The sequence below is a fragment of the Kluyvera sp. CRP genome (assembly GCF_019930565.1).
Lineage (GTDB): Bacteria > Pseudomonadota > Gammaproteobacteria > Enterobacterales > Enterobacteriaceae > Kluyvera > Kluyvera georgiana_A.
On record NZ_CP082841.1, the window covers coordinates 307850 to 324481 of the forward strand.

Consider the following 16632-nt stretch of genomic DNA (forward strand, 5'->3'; position numbering starts at 1 on the left):
GCGTTAACATCCGGCGATATATCAATCTGGCAGGCAGGTTTGCGCTGGCGTCGTGGCGCCAAAATCATTGACCGTCTGAAAAACGGTGCGTCCCGCTGGCGCGTTCAGCGTCAATTGTCCTTTCGGCGACACCATGTTGTTTGCCAGCTTCTTGCCGCCGACATACAGTTCCACCAGCGACACATAGTACGGAGAGGGATTGCTAATGGTTAATCGGCCATTGTCGTTATGGCAGCGCAGCGTTGCGGGCGCTTGCACCGACGACATGGGAAGCCCGTCAGGACGGACAAACAGCTTGATCACGCTCTGGGTGGCAATCTGCAGCGAATTGCCGGAGCGGCTATTTTTGTCCACCGAAGGGATGGCCTTGCTGTTCAGGTAAAAGACGCTCTCCCGATCTGTTGGCAGCGCCGGGCCTATGTACATAATCCGCAGCAAATTCTCGCTCTTCGGCGGCATGACAAACAGCGGCGGCGTAATGATAAAATCGGGTGAACGTAGCCCTTCGCCGTTAGACACCCACGACTGAATCAAAAAGACGTTATTGGCGGCAGAATTTATGACGGACAGAGACGCTTGCTTCGCGCCTGCCGGGTAGATTACGCGGGTCGATCCCAGCGCGATCCCCCCCGCCTGCGCCATCTGGGCGACACTCAAGGTGGCCAATAGCAGCAAGCACCGCATCATCTGTCTTGTTTGTTTACTCATGTTTTACGTACCCGGATAACGACGACGCTCTCTTTCGCGCCCCACACGCGAAAGAGAGCCAGAGAAGATCAGGAATAGACCATGCTGAATGTGGCAGTCGCGCTGACATTGCCCGCCGTCGCTTCACCGGTCGCGATATAGTCCACACTCAGTGGAATAACGTTTTCGCCGTTGTTCAGCACCACGCTGGAGGAGGTATCCCCCACGTTGAGCACCTGCCCATCCGGGCCATATAGCTGCAGCGCAACGTTGGTTGCCGAACCCGCGCCCGCCGTATTCGCCAGCGTGCCCGCCAGGTTAGCGTCCTGCTGGCCGTTAAAGATCACCGCCGCGTTCTGTTTAACGGAGGTATCGCAATCTTCCAGCTTGATCGTAAAGTTCTCCTTCTGGTTGGCTACCATGCCCGCGGTGGTCAACTTCGCGGCGCGAACCTGGCTCAACTGCACGGTCTGATTGATTGAATCAGCGGAAACAGAACAGGCGGCATCAACAACCTGACCAATAAAATTAACGGTGCCACCGGACACAGCGGTATTGGTATCGGTGAGTTGCGCAGCCGAAGCCGACATCGTTCCCCCCATGGCAATCGCGATAGCCGCCATGGCAAATAAATGCTTTTTCATAGATTTCCTTTTAAATTAACCAAAAATGGAATCAAAACACCCTGATAAGATTAAATTGAAAAACGAACCTGAATTTAAAAACAATAGCTCGTAAAGACTTAATTAAAAGACCAGGTTAATTTCATTAAACACAATGATGATGACGTATTTTAATTATTAATTAAGTCTAATAAAGGATGCAATAAACATCCTTTATCTTTAAAGGACCGAACACAACCAACTGTATTAAAAGGAAAAACAGAAAGACAAACGCCCTATGGCGCATGGCCTATTGATTTATCTAAAAAACCATGATAAGTGACCTGTCGGTATATTTTTATTTTTGAAAAATACTCTCAACATATTAACAACAATCATTCACTAATAAGCTACAGGTAATTTCTTGAGACCAACAAGACGACCATTATCGATCTGGACATACTCCCCCTTTTTTAATTCAGACAAAATTTTCAATACCCGACTGCGAGAGATCCCGGTGCGACGTTGAATAAAGGACAGCACATTGATGTTCTTTCGGTACCCTTGCGGATAGGCCCATACCTCAATCAACAACGCGCGCACCTTCAGGTAAGAGTCGACGCCAACCAGCTCACGGTCGCGTGCGCACATGACCATTAAACGATAGGCCAGAAAGCGGGCCACATCGTGCCAAAGGTCGCATTCATCGGCGATTCTGATAAAGTCAGACAGCAGCACGGTGCGCCCACTGCACTCGGTTTCGGCAATAAGATAGTGTTCAGGTCGGGTTGTCACATCGTAAGTAATGCCATAACAATCGACTAATCCCATCACCGAAGGCGCAAAACCGGAACTAATGTGCATATTGTCATCACGTCGGCAGTACGAGAGAATCCCCTCCTCCAATAATACAATCCGATAACCTTGTTCTGAATCGAAAAACAGCTCTTCACCCGTTTGCAAAATAAATGGTTGACCAAATGGCAGCAGCGATGAAAAAAGAGTATCGATCGCCGCATGGGGTTTAGCCTGCTGAGAAAAAATAAATGAATGCAATGCATTCTCATTACCAGAAAAGTCTAAATTCATTATTATTTCATACATATAGATGATGATTGGTCATTGAACAATATCGAGTCATTAGATCGGCTTCAATTAATAATACATAACGTAATACTTTAGAAATTATGATTAGCAACAGCACAAAAAACGTATAAATACCAAATTAAGCATATTCTTAAAACAAAAATAAAAAACAAATACAAAAATACACTTAATTTTTTTTAACAAAGAAAAAAACACGCTACTGCAACCACCAAAAATGAGAGGCCGGAACCGTCAGTATCCGGCCTGTTGCATCATACGAACACCAATCCACAGAACTCAATATCAGCGGAAATAACGTGGCGCGGCATAATATTCGACCATTTTTTCAGCTAACCATCCGCCATCTTCACCGTTGGAATGGATCGTCGTAATACTAATCGTCGAACCTCCGCCCCAAAGTACAGAAAAAACGTGATAGTCAGGCAGGTTCAGCGCCTGCATTTGCCCCCAATCATAGCCACCATCCTGACGAAGAAAATCGCCCACCGTCGCCACGCCGTACGTCGCACTGTTGACCGCCGTATTCAGCAAGCCGGACGTTATCGCGCTGATATCACTGCCTATTCGCTTATCGCCCATAAAGAACGTACCGCCGGAGGCAAAGTGCGCCGCCGCAATTCTGCTGGTACCTTCCGCCGCCGTCGGCATATGACCGCCTGGAATTTGCCAAAGCATTGCGGGTCTGCCGAGATCCCGCGCCGCCTGCTTGACCATCCCCAGATAGTTAAGCCAGCAGTTAGCATTCCAGCCATAGTGCGCCAGCGCATCAGAGCTGAAACAATCACGTTCGAATTTATCAAAGGCGATAAAATCCGGGGCGTATTCACCGCGGTAAACGCCAAGTTCGTTGATAAAGGCCGCCATTGCCGCGCCAATGGAAGCAGGATTGGCATTGGCCTTCAGCACCCAATCCGCCGTACCAGTCGCCCAGACGTTGGTCTGCCAGCCGAATGCCACGTCCGGTGCAAAGTGGCGGACGATATAGTTAATCGCCTGTACGTAACCATAAATATCATTGCTAAAGGTTGGTAGCTGTGGCGCGATAAAACCGGGTATCGCTGGCAACGCATTCACTGCCGCCGCCAACTGCACGTTCACCTGCATGCTGTTCGCCTGGCGAACAGCGGTATAGCCATACGGCTCTTGCTGCATCGCGCCCAGTAAATCCGGGTTGAGCACGAAAGTCGCCGGAACCGCGTGCTCGCTATCCTTGTATGACTGCGCGGCCAGGCACTGAGTAATAAAGTTGCCAAAGTGGTTACGTAGCCGCTGGCTGTTTTGCAAATCGGCCAGTGCGCTGCCGCCGCTGGCGTTCGCGGTGTACACCACCATCACCGGCATAATCGGCCGCCCTGCCTCTTTTTCAATCTCGCGGACCAACGCAACCGTTTTATGGACCGGCAGAGAATCGTAGTCCAGGAAACCATCGCCGTTCCGGTCGACTTCCGCTGCCGGAATCGGGTCGCCGCCACCGTCAAAACCATCGTATTTAAACAGGGCGCTAAACGGCACATCGCGATACAGCGATACCGTCTCCGGCGCATTCACCGTCACCCCGCCGTGCGCCAGATAGTCCGGCCAGCCTTTCACTCGCAGCGGCCCCCCCTGAACAAACTCCAGCGTGATGTGGTTGATGCTTTGCCATACGCGGATCGGCGCGTCTTGTTCACAGCGCCACGGCGTTCCCTCGATGAAAACATCCGCGACCTGTAGCGAATACTGGCCCGGCTGTAAGCGCATCGGCAGCGTTTGCGGCTGGCTATCGCTGGCCAGCGTGAATACATACTGGTACTGACTATTAAAAAGTCGATAACGCTGCGGCGCGGCGCCCTTCGGTAGGCCCAGAACCGTCATCTGGACTTCGACAAACTCGCGGCTGTCCACGGCAGCTTGCTGGAACGCGACCTCCACCGTGTTCACCTGCCCGGCAATCGGGGTAAACACCGTGGGGGATTCAGGCGTGGTTATCGACTGATTGTTAATGACAGTCGGTTGCAGGCAAATAGCATAGTCATGATCCGCCAGCAGCTGCGTCACCCACTCCGTCTGGTTAACGCCCATCGTCAGCGTCTGTTCGCATACGCCGGCAGGCGACCAAAGCTCCACCACCATCTCGGCGCCGGTTAAGCCAACGGCATTGAGATTCAACGCCGCTGTCGCAAACTCGACAGGCGGCAGATATTCAATCGCGCATTCCTGAATGTCATCGCTGGCGGCAAGCGTCAGGGAAAACTGCGCTCGCTGCGGTGAAATCCGCATTTCATCGTCACATAGCGTCAGGACGTTAATGCCATAAATACCCGCCGCGAGATCGCCAATCGTCAACGTCTGCCCCCACTCACCCACCAGACGCTGAACCTGAGCATCGGGGAACTGCAGGTCAATCGTCGGTTTAAGCGACGTATTTGTCGCGACTGCCGGGAAGCGCAGTGCCAGTTGCCCCTGACGGGTAGGATCGTGCGCCAGGGTGGCCTTCAGTTCGCTAATCGTGACCGGGGTTTGTGTGGCAGCGAGATAAAACTGCAATTCCGCGCTCGCGCCAGCCGCCAACGGCAGCTCGCCGTGATGATGAATCACGATGGTGTTTTTTTCTATCGGCCAGCCACCATCGCTACTCAGCGTCACCGGCTGGTTTCCCAGCATACTGCCGCTAAACGGGCTGTACTGATCGGGATGGCCCGCGGCGGTAAAAGCCAGCTGTAGCTGGTTCAAATCGATCGGCTGCGAATAGCGGTTGGTCAGCGTCAACGTGACGCGCTGGTACCAGCTCTGGGGATTCAGCGTACTGACGCTCAGCGCCGGAGCCTCGCCTTCCGCCGCTTCAGAAGAAGGCGTATCCGGCGCAACGTCGGGAATGACTGACTCTGGCTCCTGTTCCATGTCATCGGCAGGGACAATATCGTCCTGCGCGGCAGCAGCCAGCGTGAGCGTAAAGTCGGAAATGGCGACCGGCACCCGCGTCGCCGCAAAACTAAAGAAGAATGTACCGCTCTGCCCCGGCGCTAACAGCAGCGCGCGGCTGTGATGAATAACGATCTCATTCGCATCCAGCATGCCCTGCATCTGGCTGCTTAGGGTCAGCGGCATATCGCCTTTCAGCGTGCCGCCAAAGTTGCCCCACGGATCCTGATGGCCGTTGCCGGTAAAACGAATCGCCGCCTGATTCATATCCACGGCGTCACTGCCATTATTCGTAAAGGTTAAGGTGATCTTCTGATACCAGTTGTTTTCATCAATACTGCTGTGCTTTATGGAGACGCTCATAAACGAGATTCCTCATTCCCTGGTGGAAAAAAGCCCCGGAATACCGGGGCTTGTGCCATGCGTTATGCTGCTGCCCTATTAGTAAGCGCCAAGGTCAGTCCATGCACCGCCGTTACCGCAGTTCAGGTCCGGCTGGTCGCCAACAGACCACCATTTCACCTGGTAGTTATGGCCTTTCCAGCTAACGATTTCGAAAGCGCCCCAGCTTGCGCCATACACCGTAGTGGCATCCCATAGCGCGTAAGGGGTGGTTTCGTCCGCTGCCGGCGTCTCATCGGCCGCGGGGGTCGTATCATCTTCCGGCTCAACCGGCGGCACGATCTCGTCTTCCTCTTCTTTCGGTTCGGGCTGTACCTGAGACAGCGCAGGAACCACGGTCAGCACAAAGCGCTGCTGTGTGGACGGTTCGTTGTAGCAATCGCGAACAAACAGCGTGAACTGCATCGCGGTTTTTTCACTCACTTCCGGCACAACAAACTCAATCACTTCCGCTGTTTTATCCGCTACCGCGATATCGGAAGGCACGCCCCAGCTATAGGACAGCGCATCGTCATCTTCATCAGAAGAGCCTGCGCCAGACAGTTGTACGGTTGAACCACCCACAACCAGCAGTTCAATGGCCGCTTTCGGCGCATGGTTGATGTCGGTAACCGCGTCGTCTTTCTCCTCCTGCTCAACGTTGATGCCCTCAAAGTAGAATGGCTCCATATCGATGGTTTCAGACTCCATCTCATAACCCAGCCCTTCGCGCACCGCGTTAACCAACACGCCGTTGTCCTGGTCGATGGTCCAGGTGAACACACCGCCCAGCCCCAGCTTCGCGGCATATTCGCCTTTCGCTTTCACGGTACGCGGGGTGTCCAGAGACATAAACAGTTTGGATTCCGGGTTAAACAAGTAGTCGGCATCCGCCACCTGGTCGGTATACACGTTGAAACCGTTACGGCCTTTCTGATTTTCCAGATCCAGGTAGTTATAAATCACGTCATACCATTCGCTGGTGCCGGATTCGAAAGATCCGGTGGTGGTTTCATACTCACCATTTGGCAGCACTTTGCCCGGATTGTAGGCGCCTTTCAGCGGCGACAGAGACTCAATTTCCACATTACGCGCATTGCGGGTATAGCCGGCGTAACCAATGTTGATGCGATCGGCAGGGAAACCTTCGGCCAGCAGATGATCGACAATCGTTTCCACAGACCAGCCGCCTTCAACCAACGCTTTACGATTGGTGTGGTGGCCCAGCGTTTCCGCCCACGGAGTGCCGAAGAAGTCATAGGTCATCAGGTTGATGCCGAACAGGCCAGCGGCCATCAGATCTTTCACTTTGGCGTAATCAAAAATCGTGGTCACTGCGGAAGCCGCGATAGAAATCTTCACGTTGCTCAGACCCGCGGAATCCAGTTGCTTACGCAGTTCACCGATCAGCAGCGCGTAGTTTGCGCCATCCTCCTCACCAAACGGGTTACCGGCGCCTTCGTTATTCGGGTATTCCCAGTCGATATCCACTTCGCTGAACATCGGGAATTGTTTGAACAGTTTCACCACGCCTTTAGCAAAAATCTTGCGTGAGGAATCTGAAGCAGCCGTTTCATGGAAGCCGTTACTCATGCTCCAGCCACCGATGCTCATCGACAGCGCCAGCGTATGGCCCTGTGCTTTCGCCTTTGCCTGTAAATCTCGCAGCGCGCCCAGCATCCCTTTCGCATTCGCTTGAGTCACGGTCATTGGGTCAACATCCCAACCGCTGACATCAAAGCCCAGATTCACATAAGACTGAAAATCACCCCATGGATCGAGAAAGGTTGGTTCGTATTTCACTTTGCCGCAGGCCGCCGCGGCTTCCGCAACGACGTCGCGCTGCAGTTTGTCATTTTTCTTAAAACCGGTAATACCGACAAAACCCAAAATCAATTTGTCATAAGCAGTTGGCGAAACATTGGTTAAATCATAGCCGCGGCCACGCTCTTCCGGAATATCAATCCCCTGTAAACGGCTATCGTACTGCGACCAATCGGTGTAATAACCGAATACCTTCGGTTTAGACGCGGATGCTTTATATTTGTTGTATACCGGCTTTGCCACTCGTGCAGAGGTATAACTTAATTTACTGTCATCTTTTGCGGGATTAAAACCATCTGCTGCATTGCTGGTTTCAGTAAGCGTATCGTTCTTGATCAGTTTGCTCGTAGCCATTTTAAATTTCCTTTTAAGTCTGAAAAAATATCGCAGTTCATGCTGCGGGGCCCATCATCCCGCTGGCGATAAAAAATGGCTAATCACTAAACATCATATTTATAACACACTCCCGAGAAATGGTTGGTGATGACGCCAATGAGCCATAAACAAACATCATCTTAAATATCATTTACCTGGATATTAAATATCATTTAATTCACTACAGATAATGTGATGCATATCTCACGCAAAGATGACATTACTATAAACATGATGAGTATTAATAGCTTAGGGTGATTCCCATACCCTATATTCGGCAGCAACCCATTAAAGTGTAATAACTAAAGGACGACGTTATGAAAACTTATCTCATTAATGAAAGTTGTATTTACAATGAAGGGAAGTATGAACTGAGAACCAGCACAAACTCACAGGCCATCAAAATGACGGCGATGCGAGCGAAATGCCTCAGCTTCATTATTGAAAATGCGCATCAGGAAATCATTGAGCGTCAAAAAATAGCGGAGGAGTTATGGGGGGCTCGCAGTCAATTTGTGAATGATGCAAACCTGACGCAAATTCTGTATTTAATTCGCCGGGATTTAAAAACGCTGGGCATTAACGACCTGTTTATCACTATCCCACGTCAGGGTTTGCAGATTAATAAAGATATCGCGATCAGCATCATCGACCCGACGGCGAAAAAGAATAAAAAGCAGTTCTTCAGAAAAACGCTGGCCGCGTTAACCACCGTGTTTTCGGTGACGTTAGGCAGTGTAATGTACATGCATATTCATTAATTCAAAGGAATGAAAAATGAACCCAATTATCGATGGTATTCTGGTGATGGAAGGCAACTTTAGCAACAATGGAAAAGATAAAGGAGGACTCACTCACTGGGGCATTACGGAGGCAGTAGCCCGGGCACATGGCTACTCCGGCAGCATGCAGGATCTGTCGCGTATTGAAGCGTATGCGATCCTGGAAAGCGACTACTGGATTAAACCTGGGTTTGAACACATTGCCCAGATCTCCTACCCCATCTCTTTTGAACTCTGCGATGCCGCGGTCAATATCGGTACACACTATCCGTGCACCTGGCTTCAGCGCTGGTTAAACGTATTTAATCGCGAAGAAAAAAAATATAATAATATCAAGGTAGACGGACGCATTGGCCCTCAAACGCTTGCCGCACTGGAGCATTTTTTGTCGTGGCGAGGAAAAGAAGGAGAAAGCACGTTGGTAAAAGCATTAAACTGCAGCCAGGGAGCCTGGTATTTAGACATCACCGAGAAACGCAAGGAAAATGAAGAGTTTATTTATGGCTGGATAAAAAACAGAATCACATAAATAGGCTATCAGGCTGAAGATAAAAGACTCAGGGACGAGTCTCTTATCGACTCAGCACAGTACAACGGTTAACGCACGTTAACGTCATTGATATATTTCTTCACTCGCTCACCCAAAATTTTGAGTATTGGCGCAGCGAATACGCCACCTAAACCGGCGGCAAGCAATACCATATTAAAACTAAAGCCTTGTTCAATGGCAATGGCGCTCAGTAAAAAGCTGGTAAAACAAGAGATCACCACCTGAACCAAACAGTGCGTAATACATTGATAAGCGTTCTTCTCAGACTGCTTTTCCTTGCGAATAAAATAGCTGACAAAGCCGCCCCAGGCACCAATGGCGACAACGGTCAGTAGAATTTCAATTTCCAGTAAAACGACTTCGGTAGTCGGTAAATGATTGGGAATAGCCATATTAAACTCCTGTATAAATATGATGAGGTATTTATTCACAGAAGTGTAAGCAGCCTCCAGGAGAAACAATAATCATCAGGCATCATTTCACCTGATACGTACCGCATGGGCCGCCTTAACGGCGGAATGAGGAGAGCGTATGCAGCATCGAAACAACATCAGTAATGACGGCAAGATTTTTACTGTTTTTTTTCCATGACGCATAGACCTGGATAGAGCGGAAAGTGAGCTCCGGCGGCGGCTGCACAAACTTAATATCGTACTTACGCTGATTCTTATAAAACAGCGCCATTTTTAAAGGCATGATCGCGATTAACGAGGTACGTTCAACGGTACTCACCAGACTGTTAACGGAGTCGCTACAATAGCCCACCTCGCGCTGACCTTTATAAGGAGAATCATCTCTCAGTAAACCATTATCTTCACCCATCATCGGGTTACTGATATTCATCTTATAGAGCGCATGGCGCGATGAATAGAAATGATGCAACGTCAGCTGCGAGAGTTGACTAAACATATGATTAGCGGCACAGATACAAACAAAGCTCTTAAAGCTATCAATCATCTGATTATCAATACCGGGAACGCTAATGGGTTCCTGACTGATGACCAAATCACATTCGGCGGTAAAGAGCTGTTCAATCACCCGCTCACGACTCATATTGTGGGAAGAGAAATGATTGATTAACACACGCTCAAATACAGCGTTGTTATAAAGCTGCGAGAAATAGTAACTTTCAATCGTATCGCTGCCCAAAACGGTTATCTGAGCAGACTCTTCTTTACTGACTGGAGAATGAAACGTGCCGTTAATCAACTCCATCACCTGGCGAAAATGGTGATGAATCTCTATCGCCTTAGCGGTAGGCAGGAGGCCCTCTTTACCTCTGACAAAGAGTTCCTCTTGATAATGATTTTGCAGGCGCCGCAGCGCCAGAGAAACTGCGGCAGGCGTAATACTTAATCGTTTGGCGGCTTTTGTCGCATTGCCAGCGGAAATCACGGCATCCAGTATCTTGATTAAATTATAATCAAAATCCTTATTGGCGCCTTTTCCCCCATCCACTGTTAGCCCTTAAATATTAGAAAAGCAATAGACTCGTAATACTTCGAGCTATCGGTGTATCGACTACAAACAGCTCCCCTCTATTCAGGCCGCCGCCCCGAAAGATGCTGTTGTATATTTATCATGCAGTACAAATCCTCCAGACCCATAATAGCCCCATCCCTGGCCGCGAAAAGGGTCGGCTCTATCGCATTTTGACCTACAATACAAATCATTTATGCTCACAATAACTCAATTTCCTGTCGTAGCAAATATGCAGACGTGCAGAGATCTGTACCCATCGGTAACAATGGCAGTTAGCGGTATCTATTTTGTGGATTCTAAACGGGAACGGATAAACACGCACAAGGAGGTGAGTCGGTGATTAACATAAAAAAGCCTGGGCGCGAAAACCCAGGCTACAAATAAAACGGAGAATCAGTCGTCAATTAACGGGTTAAATCGTCAAAGAACTTTTTCACGCCGTCAAAGAAGCTTTTCGAACGCGGGCTATTATTTTCGCCAGTTGGGCCGCCGAAGCTTTCCTGCAGGTCTTTCAACAACTGCTTCTGCTTCTCGTTCAGACCGACCGGGGTTTCTACCACCACGCGACACAGCAGGTCGCCCTGCGCGCCGCCGCGAACGGATTTCACGCCCTTGCCGCGCATGCGGAACAGTTTGCCGGTTTGCGTTTCACCCGGAATTTTCAGCTTCACGCGACCGTCGAGCGTCGGCACTTCAATCTCGCCGCCCAGCGCCGCCATGGAGAAGTTGATCGGCACTTCGCAGTACAGGTTATTACCTTCACGCTCAAAGATAGCGTGCTGTTTCACCTGCACCTGAACGTACAGATCGCCTGCCGGTGCGCCGTGCTCGCCGGCTTCACCTTCACCGCTCAGACGAATACGATCGCCGGTGTCCACGCCTGCCGGAATTTTAACAGACAGGGTTTTAGTCTTCTCAACGCGACCGTGACCGTGACATTTGTTGCACGGATCTTTAATCAGCGTACCACGGCCCTGACAGTGCGGACAGGTCTGCTGTACGGCGAAGAAGCCCTGGCGCATCTGCACCTGGCCGGAACCGTGACAGGTTGGACAGGTTTGCGGCTGTGAACCCGCCTTCGCGCCGCTGCCGTGGCAGACATCGCACTCTTCCAGCGTCGGGATGCGGATCTCTTTGGTCACACCGCGAACCGCTTCTTCCAGCGTCAGATCCATGTTGTAGCGCAGGTCTGCGCCACGAGATGCGCGCTGGCGACCGCGACCACCGCCGAAGATATCGCCGAATACGTCACCAAAGATATCGCTGAAGTCCGCGCCGCCGCCGAAACCACCGGCTCCACCGCCCATACCGCCCTGTTCAAAGGCCGCATGGCCATACTGATCGTAGGCCGCACGCTTTTGCGCGTCGGTCAGGATTTCGTACGCTTCTTTGATCTCTTTAAACTTGGCTTCGGCCTCTTTATCACCCTGGTTGCGGTCCGGGTGGTATTTCATGGCCAGGCGTTTGTACGCCTTTTTGATTTCGCGCTCTTCCGCTGTTTTGGAGACGCCCAAAATCTCGTAATAATCTTGCTTTGCCATTGGTATTGTTCAGCCCCTTAACATGCGAGCACGGGCGGAGAGGAAACCTCTTCGCCCGTGCCGATTAATTACCCTGCATCAGGGCGATTATTTTTTGTCTTTCACTTCTTCGAACTCTGCGTCAACAACGTCGTCGTCTTTCGCATTGTTCGCGGAAGCATCAGCGCCTGCTGCGCCAGCCTGCTGCTGTGCGTGCTGCTGCTGAGCGATTTCCATCAGTTTCTGGGAAACCTGCGCCAGCGCCTGCATTTTCGCTTCGATGTCCGCTTTGTCTTCGCCTTTCAGAGACGCTTCCAGCGCGGTCAGCGCAGACTCGATAGCGGTTTTGTCGTCAGCCGGCAGCTGTTCGCCTGCTTCTTCAACCTGCTTACGAGTGCTGTGCAGCAGATGGTCGCCCTGGTTACGGGTCTGAACCAGCTCTTCGAACTTACGGTCAGATTCTGCGTTCGCTTCTGCATCGCGAACCATCTTCTGAATTTCTTCCTCGTTCAGACCGGAAGATGCCTTGATGGTGATCTTCTGCTCTTTACCGCTGTTTTTGTCTTTCGCGGAAACGTGCAGGATACCGTCAGCATCGATATCGAAGGTAACTTCGATCTGCGGCATACCGCGCGGTGCCGGGCTGATACCGTCCAGGTTGAACTGACCCAGTGATTTGTTATCAGATGCACGTTTACGCTCACCCTGAATCACGTGGATGGTTACCGCAGACTGGTTGTCTTCAGCGGTAGAGAACACCTGGCTGTGCTTAGTTGGGATGGTGGTGTTTTTGTTGATGAGCGCAGTCATCACACCGCCCATGGTTTCGATACCCAGAGACAGCGGGGTAACGTCCAGCAGCAGCACGTCTTTTACTTCACCGGTCAGAACGCCGCCCTGAACCGCTGCGCCGATAGCAACAGCTTCGTCCGGGTTAACGTCTTTACGCGGCTCTTTACCGAAGAACTCAGCAACTTTCTTCTGCACCATTGGCATACGAGTCTGACCACCGACCAGGATAACGTCCTGGATATCGGATACGGACAGGCCAGCATCCTGCAGCGCAACTTTCAGCGGCTCGATAGAACGGTTAACCAGGTCTTCTACCAGGCTTTCCAGTTTCGCACGGGTCACTTTGATGTTCATGTGTTTCGGACCGGTCGCGTCTGCGGTGATGTACGGCAGGTTCACGTCGGTCTGCTGAGCGGAAGACAGTTCGATCTTCGCTTTCTCAGCGGCTTCTTTCAGGCGCTGCATCGCCAGCGGGTCGTTACGCAGGTCGATGCCCTGATCTTTCTTAAACTCGTCAACGAGGTAGTTGATCAGGCGGGTATCGAAGTCTTCACCACCCAGGTGGGTATCACCGTTGGTTGCCAGAACTTCAAAGGTTTTTTCGCCATCAACTTCGTCGATTTCGATAATGGAGATATCGAAAGTACCACCACCGAGGTCGTAAACCGCGATAGTACGGTTGCCGACTTCTTTATCCAGACCATAAGCCAGCGCGGCTGCGGTTGGTTCGTTGATGATACGTTTGACTTCCAGACCTGCGATACGGCCAGCATCTTTGGTTGCCTGACGCTGAGCATCGTTGAAGTAAGCAGGTACGGTGATAACCGCTTCAGTTACCGGCTCACCCAGGTAATCTTCAGCCGTTTTCTTCATTTTTTTCAGCACTTCAGCAGAGATCTGCGGCGGTGCAGTTTTGGTGCCTTTCACATCAAGCCATGCGTCGCCATTGTCTGCGGCAACGATTTTGTACGGCATGATAGAAACGTCACGCTGAACTTCTTCGTCCTGGAAGCGGCGACCAATCAGGCGTTTAATCGCAAACAGGGTGTTTTGCGGGTTTGTCACTGCCTGACGTTTAGCCGGCTGACCAACCAGAGTTTCACCATCCTGGGTATAAGCAATGATAGAAGGCGTGGTGCGGTCGCCTTCGGCGTTCTCCAGAACGCGAGCGGTAGTGCCATCCATAATCGCTACACAAGAGTTGGTAGTACCCAGGTCGATACCAATAATTTTACCCATCTAAACGTCTCCACTAAAAATTCAGTCAACATGTGGTTGTGAATCTGTAATAAGGGCGAAACCTACGGTTTCAACTGCCCTGAATCGTTTTTTTTCAGACTCACTCACTGCGGTTGACTACAAGATGGGGTCGCAACGTCATCCATCAAGGGGCAAAATTAAAAATTTTTCATTCAGTGCGGTTTTATTTCCGGCGTTTCGCCAAACGCATTCACGACATAAATATAAAAACATCAATTTATTCAGTTAATTGCTGTCATAAGTTGTCATAATTCAGCGCTGAAAACCGAACCGACGAGGAATAAAATTTGGCGCAGCATTTTGCTCACTAAAATGGCCCCTCCGGTAAGGAATACAATGAAAACCCTTTTTAACGTCTCAGTCAGTCTGGCGTTTGGTCTGCTGCTGGCCAGTTCCGCCTACGCCAACGACCACAAAACGTTGGGCGTTATCGCCCTTCCCCGCAACGAAACTAACGATCTCACCCTGAAGCTCCCGGTATGTCGAGTCGTGAAGCGCATCAAACTCAGCGTGGATCGCGGCGACGCACAGCTGAGCGGCGCTTCGGTGTACTTTAAGGCCGCCCGCAGCAGCAGCCAAAGCCTCAACGTTCCATCTTCACTCAAAGAAGGCCAAACGACGGACTGGATTAACATCAACAGCGACAATGACAACAAACGCTGCGTGTCCAAAATCAGTTTCTCAGGCCATACCGTCAACTCTTCCGACATGGCATCGCTGAAAATCGTCGGCGACGATTAATCTTGCTCCGCTAACATAAGTCACGAACGTAAATGAAAGTCTCCTATCTGAACGATGAAGATCTCGTGTTCCTCCAGCACTGTAGCGAAGAACAGCTGGCGCGCTTAGCTGTGCTGATGACCCACAATGAAAAAGGCAAACGTCGCCTGTCGAGCGCGCTGCTGCACAATGAGCTGTACATGTCGATGGAGGGCCATCCGGAGCAGCACCGTCGCAACTGGCAGTTGATCGCTGGCGAATTTCAGCACTTTGGCGGCGATAGCATCGCCAACCAGATCCGCGGCCACGGCAAGCTGTACCGTGAAATCCTGCGCGATGTCGCCAAACGTCTGGGGCTGAAAGCCGACAAAACGATGCCGACCGCGGCCATTGAGAAACAGCTGCTGGAACAGTTTGTTCGCCATGCGTGGAAGCGGATGAACGACGAACAGAAAGCCCGCTTTCACGCGGCAATCCAGCTGAAGGTCATGGAAGTGGAAGCTTTACTGCCGCAGCTTATCGATCACCATCGTCTGGATCACGGCATTGAACACCTGCTGGACAGCCAGCTCAGCCATATTTTGCATAAACATGCCGCCGTCAGCGTCATCGGCCACGGTTTGATGCGCGGCGCCGGTCTTGGCGGCCCAGTTGGCGCCGCGGTGAACGGCGTGAAAGCCGTCAGCGGTAGCGCCTATCGCGTCACCATTCCTGCTGTGCTGCGCATTGCCTGCCTGCGTCGAATGATTGCCCGCGCGGCGTTACAACGTGCCGGATGAGTTAAAGGGGGAAAATAGTTCATTTTCCCCTGATCAGATCATAGACAGCCCGTTTACTCCTGATTATGATGCCGCGCCCCCAGCAGTGGGGAGATTATTTCACCATTCAATGATGATTTGAGGAATTATGGGCAACACTAAGTTGGCTAACCCGGCACCGCTGGGCCTGATGGGCTTCGGCATGACCACCATTCTGCTTAACCTGCATAACGCCGGTTTCTTCGCCTTTGACGGCATTATTCTCGCTATGGGTATTTTTTACGGCGGTATCGCGCAGATTTTCGCGGGCCTGCTGGAATACAAGAAAGGGAATACTTTCGGTCTGACCGCTTTCACCTCTTACGGCTCTTTCTGGCTGACTCTGGTCGCCATTCTGCTGCTGCCGAAGATGGGTCTGTCCGACGCACCTAACGCGCAGTTCCTCGGCGCTTACCTGGGCCTGTGGGGCGTGTTCACGCTGTTCATGTTCTTCGGTACCCTGAAAGCCGCACGCATGCTGCAGTTCGTGTTCCTGAGCCTGACCGTGCTGTTCGCGCTGCTGGCGATTGGCAACATCAACGGCAACGAAGCAATTATTCACGTAGCGGGTTGGGTTGGCCTGGTTTGTGGCGCGAGCGCTATTTACCTGGCAATGGGTGAAGTGCTGAACGAACAGTTCGGTCGCACCGTACTGCCGATTGGTGAAAAACACTGATCCTCGCCTCATCCTGAAAAACGCCGGGCCTGTCCGGCGTTTTTTTTACCCATAAACTACCGATACTGGGATTATCGCTTCCTGATAATTTGCGCTATTTTCAATAACTTCTCATGATAAGAAGGATTATTGATGATGCGCCTCACCTCAGCTTGCCCCCTGATTCTGGCCTGTGG

Annotated in this window: 14 protein-coding genes; 5 read left to right on the forward strand and 9 right to left on the reverse strand. The window is 51.2% G+C overall.

From position 1 onward, the window contains the following. Positions 1 to 21: 21 nt before the first annotated feature. From K7B04_RS01405 to K7B04_RS01425, 5 genes are all read right to left on the reverse strand, one after another. Positions 22 to 708 (reverse strand): fimbria/pilus periplasmic chaperone, encoded by a 687-nt coding sequence (locus tag K7B04_RS01405; RefSeq protein ID WP_223803346.1) that lies wholly within the window; start codon positions 706 to 708, stop codon positions 22 to 24. Positions 709 to 776: 68 nt separating this feature from the next. Beyond that, complete coding sequence (locus K7B04_RS01410; protein ID WP_167576873.1) at positions 777 to 1331, reverse strand: fimbrial protein BcfA; 555 nt, start codon at positions 1329 to 1331, stop codon at positions 777 to 779. A 360-nt stretch (positions 1332 to 1691) separates the two neighbouring features. Then, positions 1692 to 2378, reverse strand: a complete 687-nt coding sequence (locus tag K7B04_RS01415) for a winged helix-turn-helix transcriptional regulator (RefSeq protein ID WP_223803347.1) — start codon at positions 2376 to 2378, stop codon at positions 1692 to 1694. 300 nt (positions 2379 to 2678) lie between these two features. Further along, positions 2679 to 5660, reverse strand: a complete 2982-nt coding sequence (locus tag K7B04_RS01420; protein ID WP_223803348.1) for a chitinase — start codon at positions 5658 to 5660, stop codon at positions 2679 to 2681. Positions 5661 to 5738: 78 nt separating this feature from the next. Beyond that, entirely contained in the window at positions 5739 to 7856 is a 2118-nt protein-coding gene (locus K7B04_RS01425) for a glycosyl hydrolase family 18 protein (protein ID WP_223803349.1), read from the reverse strand. A gap of 338 nt (positions 7857 to 8194) precedes the next feature. On the opposite strand from K7B04_RS01425, the gene K7B04_RS01430 reads away from it, so the two are divergent. After that, positions 8195 to 8638: a transcriptional regulator gene (locus K7B04_RS01430; RefSeq protein ID WP_163449288.1), complete on the forward strand. Its 444-nt coding sequence runs from the start codon at positions 8195 to 8197 to the stop codon at positions 8636 to 8638. A 16-nt stretch (positions 8639 to 8654) separates the two neighbouring features. Next, positions 8655 to 9188, forward strand: a complete 534-nt coding sequence (locus K7B04_RS01435; protein WP_223803350.1) for a putative peptidoglycan-binding domain-containing protein — start codon at positions 8655 to 8657, stop codon at positions 9186 to 9188. A 68-nt stretch (positions 9189 to 9256) separates the two neighbouring features. Here the strand turns inward: K7B04_RS01435 and K7B04_RS01440 are convergent, their stop codons facing one another. The 4 genes from K7B04_RS01440 to dnaK all read right to left on the reverse strand — a co-directional run bounded on the left by K7B04_RS01440 (position 9257) and on the right by dnaK (position 14242). Continuing rightward, a complete protein-coding gene (locus K7B04_RS01440) occupies positions 9257 to 9601 on the reverse strand; it encodes a phage holin family protein (RefSeq protein ID WP_223803351.1) in 345 nt (114 codons plus the stop codon). 115 nt (positions 9602 to 9716) lie between these two features. Further along, positions 9717 to 10667 carry a LysR family transcriptional regulator gene (locus K7B04_RS01445; protein WP_167576883.1) on the reverse strand — a complete coding sequence of 317 codons (951 nt, stop codon included), beginning with the start codon at positions 10665 to 10667 and terminating at the stop codon, positions 9717 to 9719. A gap of 428 nt (positions 10668 to 11095) precedes the next feature. Continuing rightward, positions 11096 to 12232 (reverse strand): molecular chaperone DnaJ, encoded by a 1137-nt coding sequence (gene dnaJ, locus K7B04_RS01450; RefSeq protein ID WP_163449292.1) that lies wholly within the window; start codon positions 12230 to 12232, stop codon positions 11096 to 11098. Positions 12233 to 12319: 87 nt separating this feature from the next. Next, the gene (gene dnaK / locus K7B04_RS01455; RefSeq protein WP_163449293.1) at positions 12320 to 14242 is read right to left on the reverse strand and encodes a molecular chaperone DnaK; all 1923 of its coding nucleotides are present in this window, start codon (positions 14240 to 14242) and stop codon (positions 12320 to 12322) included. 357 nt (positions 14243 to 14599) lie between these two features. Here dnaK and K7B04_RS01460 point away from each other — a divergent pair, with 357 nt between their 5' ends. The 3 genes from K7B04_RS01460 to satP all read left to right on the forward strand — a co-directional run bounded on the left by K7B04_RS01460 (position 14600) and on the right by satP (position 16456). Next, positions 14600 to 15004, forward strand: coding sequence for a DUF2541 family protein (locus tag K7B04_RS01460; RefSeq protein WP_223803352.1), 405 nt, complete (start codon positions 14600 to 14602; stop codon positions 15002 to 15004). Positions 15005 to 15036: 32 nt separating this feature from the next. Then, positions 15037 to 15762 carry an acidic protein MsyB gene (gene msyB / locus K7B04_RS01465; RefSeq protein WP_167576887.1) on the forward strand — a complete coding sequence of 242 codons (726 nt, stop codon included), beginning with the start codon at positions 15037 to 15039 and terminating at the stop codon, positions 15760 to 15762. A 127-nt stretch (positions 15763 to 15889) separates the two neighbouring features. Continuing rightward, positions 15890 to 16456: an acetate uptake transporter gene (gene satP, locus K7B04_RS01470; protein WP_163449296.1), complete on the forward strand. Its 567-nt coding sequence runs from the start codon at positions 15890 to 15892 to the stop codon at positions 16454 to 16456. The last annotated feature ends 176 nt before the right edge of the window (positions 16457 to 16632 follow it).

Coding starts and splice junctions, on each gene's coding strand:
- K7B04_RS01405 (WP_223803346.1), bottom strand. CDS start 708: ATGAGTAAACAAACAAGACAGATGATGCGGTGCTTGCTGCTATTGGCC.
- K7B04_RS01410 (WP_167576873.1), bottom strand. CDS start 1,331: ATGAAAAAGCATTTATTTGCCATGGCGGCTATCGCGATTGCCATGGGG.
- K7B04_RS01415 (WP_223803347.1), bottom strand. CDS start 2,378: ATGAATTTAGACTTTTCTGGTAATGAGAATGCATTGCATTCATTTATT.
- K7B04_RS01420 (WP_223803348.1), bottom strand. CDS start 5,660: ATGAGCGTCTCCATAAAGCACAGCAGTATTGATGAAAACAACTGGTAT.
- K7B04_RS01425 (WP_223803349.1), bottom strand. CDS start 7,856: ATGGCTACGAGCAAACTGATCAAGAACGATACGCTTACTGAAACCAGC.
- K7B04_RS01430 (WP_163449288.1), top strand. CDS start 8,195: ATGAAAACTTATCTCATTAATGAAAGTTGTATTTACAATGAAGGGAAG.
- K7B04_RS01435 (WP_223803350.1), top strand. CDS start 8,655: ATGAACCCAATTATCGATGGTATTCTGGTGATGGAAGGCAACTTTAGC.
- K7B04_RS01440 (WP_223803351.1), bottom strand. CDS start 9,601: ATGGCTATTCCCAATCATTTACCGACTACCGAAGTCGTTTTACTGGAA.
- dnaJ (WP_163449292.1), bottom strand. CDS start 12,232: ATGGCAAAGCAAGATTATTACGAGATTTTGGGCGTCTCCAAAACAGCG.
- dnaK (WP_163449293.1), bottom strand. CDS start 14,242: ATGGGTAAAATTATTGGTATCGACCTGGGTACTACCAACTCTTGTGTA.
- K7B04_RS01460 (WP_223803352.1), top strand. CDS start 14,600: ATGAAAACCCTTTTTAACGTCTCAGTCAGTCTGGCGTTTGGTCTGCTG.
- msyB (WP_167576887.1), top strand. CDS start 15,037: ATGAAAGTCTCCTATCTGAACGATGAAGATCTCGTGTTCCTCCAGCAC.
- satP (WP_163449296.1), top strand. CDS start 15,890: ATGGGCAACACTAAGTTGGCTAACCCGGCACCGCTGGGCCTGATGGGC.